Here is a 3,524-nt window from a genome sequence, read left to right on the forward strand (position 1 = left end):
TCTCTTTGTTCCCCTGTTAGATTGACTTTATCTCGCCGACCTCTTCCCATTAAAATGTCCTCTGCTTGTTCGAGCTATTGCCCTATTTTAGCTGAAACAGTCCAGTAGGGTGCGTTAGGGCAGCGTAACGCACCAAAAACAAGGTTAAAAGCGGATTTGGATGGCCCCAGCAGGAGGTTGAAAGGGGAGATTATTATTATTAATTCTCAGGGGAGAAGCGGGAACTACCTGCACATTTGGGGTGGTGGGTTGACTTTCGTTGGTACTCAGTAAAGTCAATTGATTAATACTAGGATTAATCGCAAATTGTTGGGTGATAACTCCCGACGGACAACAGGAAGGATCCCGGGGGAGAAATCTTCTCATGTTGACGGTGATCATACCATCTTTGGCACTCAGATTATCGACAATTACTCGATCTGCTAACAGGACAGTGTCGGTGTTAGTGGCAGTACCATTATTATCAATCACTAGGGCTAAATAATGTAATTGCTGTTGATTTCTAGTAATCACTCTTAACACGGCAATCCCATCAGTCCTTTGATCATTATTATAGTCCCCCATCAAAGCTTCTCGACTGACTTGCACTCCTAAAATCTGTCCCTCATTGGATTGAAAAATACCATCGCTGACAATTACGGAACCCCGATTGGGAATATTATAGACGGTGTTTCTTAAATTATCCACGCTCAGGGGTGTAGATTGGGCAAGTAAGGGCAGAGAATTATTGAATAGTAAACTGATACCTAGGAGGATAGATTGAGGTAAAACTGCTAATTTAATCATGGTTGTAATGGATTGGGTATATTTTCTTGAGTATCGAATAACCGCACGTTATTGATGGTACAAACCATCCCCTGTTGTGCTGCTAATTTATCTCGCCATTGGCTTAATTGTTGTTGACCATTACTACCATTTAACCAGTAAACTGTCAAGAGGCCGAGGGTTTGTTCTGGTTCACAGGAAAAGCCGAGAGTTTGATCGGGTATATCGGTATTTCCTTCACCACATTGCCAACCTTGTTTTTCAATTAATTCTTTCCAACCTTTCTCTTCTTTGGCAGCCACAGCAATGCGTTGATCTCCTCGGTTACAAAGCCAATTTTTCTGCTGGGTGGGATCATTGGGTAGATCACCAAGATTGGGGGAATTTTGCTTAATTGGTGGAAGCGAGGGGACTTGAGCTTGAACAGAAAAAATCGGCAGTATTAACCAAGTGCCGATGAGCATTTTTAACAGTTTCATCTTTTAAAATTGCCATATTTAGGGATTTATGCCTTTAGAATATCACGTTTTTGAGATATAGATAAAATACTCTCTTAAGATATGTTTAAATCTCTAATTATGGTTTTGATCGCATCAAAGGAAAATTCTCCGGCTAACTGTTGTAAACCTTGGGCAAGGATAGCATAATCGGCGGGAATTTCTGCGGTTAGGGCGATAATTTTTTCATCATCACATTCTCGCGCTGCTTGTTGCAATTGTCCAATCCAGGCGGGACTGATTAATTTTAATAGCGATTGCAGGGAATCGAGGAAAACAGGCGAATAATTGGGTTGATTTGGCTCATTATCGGCATAAATATATTTTAATCCTAGATATTCGCTCATTTTTTGCCAGATAACTTCCTCTCGGAAAGGTTTACGCACGAAATCATCACAACCGGCGGCAATAACCAAGGCGCGATCCTCTTCAAAAGCGCTGGCAGTTAGGGCAATTATCACCGTTTTTCCGCGATTATCAGCCTCTAACTGCCGAATTTCCCTAGTTGCTTCGTAACCGTCTTTCACTGGCATTCTCATATCCATCCAGATAAGATGAGGTTGCCATGCTTGCCAAATTGCGATCGCTTCTTGACCATTAGCAGCCTCTTGCACGGATAATCCTAGGGTAGCCAGGAGTTTCAGCAACAGCAAACGGCTTTCCGGTCGATCATCGACGACTAATATGCGATATTTAGGCTGATTTTCGGCTAAAGCGATAACTTTTGCCCTATTGGTTTCGGTTTTTATCTCATTTTCTCCCACCAAACCCACCTGAATATCAAAACTAAAAATACTTCCTTGACCCAGAATACTACTAACTCCGATCGCACCTCCCATCAACTCAACAAATTTTTTACTGATAGGTAAGCCCAATCCTGTCCCCTGTTGGGATTTTCGTCCCGTTTCCGTTTGGTTAAAGGGTTGAAATAGCTTATAAATCTCCTCTGGAGCGATTCCTGCGCCTGTATCTTCAATTTCCCAGACCAATCGCTGATAATCTTCTCTTTTCTCCCCTAATTTTACCCGGAGAGTTACCCCTCCCGACTCAGTAAACTTCAATCCGTTACCCAAGAGATTGATTAACACCTGTCGCAATTTACTTTCATCAGTACATATATATTGAGGCAGATCGGAGCTGCGATCAAAAATTAAGCTTAAAGCTTTTGCTTGCGCTTGTGAGCGTAGCATTTCGGCAATATTATCTAAAAGAGCGTATAAATCAAAATTACTAGGATTAAAAACCGTTCTTCCCGCTTCTATCTTCGACATTTCTAGAATATCGTTGATTAACTCTAATAAATGTTCTCCGCTACGATTGACAATTTCCAAATATTGCCGATATTCACTGCTGACGCTGCTATCCCGGTATATTAAGCGAGTAAAACCCAAGATAGCATTAAGAGGAGTGCGTAATTCGTGGCTCATGTTAGCTAGAAACTCACTTTTAGCTTTATTTGCCTTAACTGCCGCTTCTTTAGCCTCTTTTAATCCTTTTTCCGCTTCATATCTACTTTGTGCGATCGCGATTAATTCTCCCACCAACCGGACAAAGGTGACATCTTCCTTCGTCCATTGCTTTTCTGCACTTGCATCCAATCCCAGATAACCCACCGTTACCCCACAACTATCCCACATGGGAACGATTAAGAGACAGGGAGTAGAACTATGAGCGAGAATAGTTCTTTCAGGGATAGCAGTAGCGGGTAAATCGTCTAAAGAGTTCAGTTTAACTGGAATACCGTTTAATAATTGTTCAGAAAACCAGGGAAAGGTTTCCGTCGAGAGATTTTGTGATTCTTCCCGAATCGGGATAACTTGCGGATAGTCGGGGTGACAGTATTCATAAACCATACTCCACTGCTGACGACAGGTGGAATATTGAATAATGTAACAGCGCGCACTCTGGGTAAATTGGCAGAGCAGTTCTAGGGTATGATCGATCGCCAAGTGGATATCTTGAGAAATTAGTAATCTTGTCACCCGCGAGAGCAAATTATCGCGATGTGCCTGCATTTCTAGGGCTTTTTCCCGTTTTTTAGACTCTAGTTCCTCAAAATCACTCATAATCAGTTATCAGTTATCAGTTATCAGTTAAAAAAGTTTGGGTGTTGAGGTTGTAGGGTTTTAGGGTGTTAGTTGATTTTCCCCATCACCCCACTTCCCCACTTCCCCACTTCCCCACTTCCCCACTTCCCCACTTCCCCACTTCCCCACTTCCCCACTTCCCCACTTCCCCACTTCCCCACTTCCCCACTTCCCC

At 42.5% G+C, this 3,524-nt stretch carries 3 protein-coding genes; all 3 read right to left on the reverse strand.

Annotated features, from left to right (window positions below; genetic code table 11):
• Positions 1 to 144: 144 nt before the first annotated feature.
• The 3 genes from EWV84_RS11935 to EWV84_RS11945 all read right to left on the reverse strand — a co-directional run bounded on the left by EWV84_RS11935 (position 145) and on the right by EWV84_RS11945 (position 3,328).
• On the reverse strand, positions 145 to 786 hold the full coding sequence (locus EWV84_RS11935; RefSeq protein WP_287078165.1) for a hypothetical protein: 642 nt from the start codon (positions 784 to 786) through the stop codon (positions 145 to 147).
• Entirely contained in the window at positions 783 to 1,244 is a 462-nt protein-coding gene (locus EWV84_RS11940; protein WP_286825979.1) for a hypothetical protein, read from the reverse strand. The genes EWV84_RS11935 and EWV84_RS11940 overlap by 4 nt, the downstream gene beginning before the upstream one ends.
• Before the next feature lie 74 nt (positions 1,245 to 1,318).
• Entirely contained in the window at positions 1,319 to 3,328 is a 2,010-nt protein-coding gene (locus EWV84_RS11945; RefSeq protein ID WP_287078166.1) for an ATP-binding protein, read from the reverse strand.
• Positions 3,329 to 3,524: the final 196 nt, after the last annotated feature.

Source organism: Microcystis sp. M_QC_C_20170808_M3Col, from assembly GCF_007095505.1.
GTDB lineage: Bacteria > Cyanobacteriota > Cyanobacteriia > Cyanobacteriales > Microcystaceae > Microcystis.

Excerpts from the sequence above, each read along its gene's own strand:
- EWV84_RS11945 (WP_287078166.1), bottom strand. The coding sequence starts at position 3,328 with ATGAGTGATTTTGAGGAACTAGAGTCTAAAAAACGGGAAAAAGCCCTA.
- EWV84_RS11940 (WP_286825979.1), bottom strand. The coding sequence starts at position 1,244 with ATGAAACTGTTAAAAATGCTCATCGGCACTTGGTTAATACTGCCGATT.
- EWV84_RS11935 (WP_287078165.1), bottom strand. The coding sequence starts at position 786 with ATGATTAAATTAGCAGTTTTACCTCAATCTATCCTCCTAGGTATCAGT.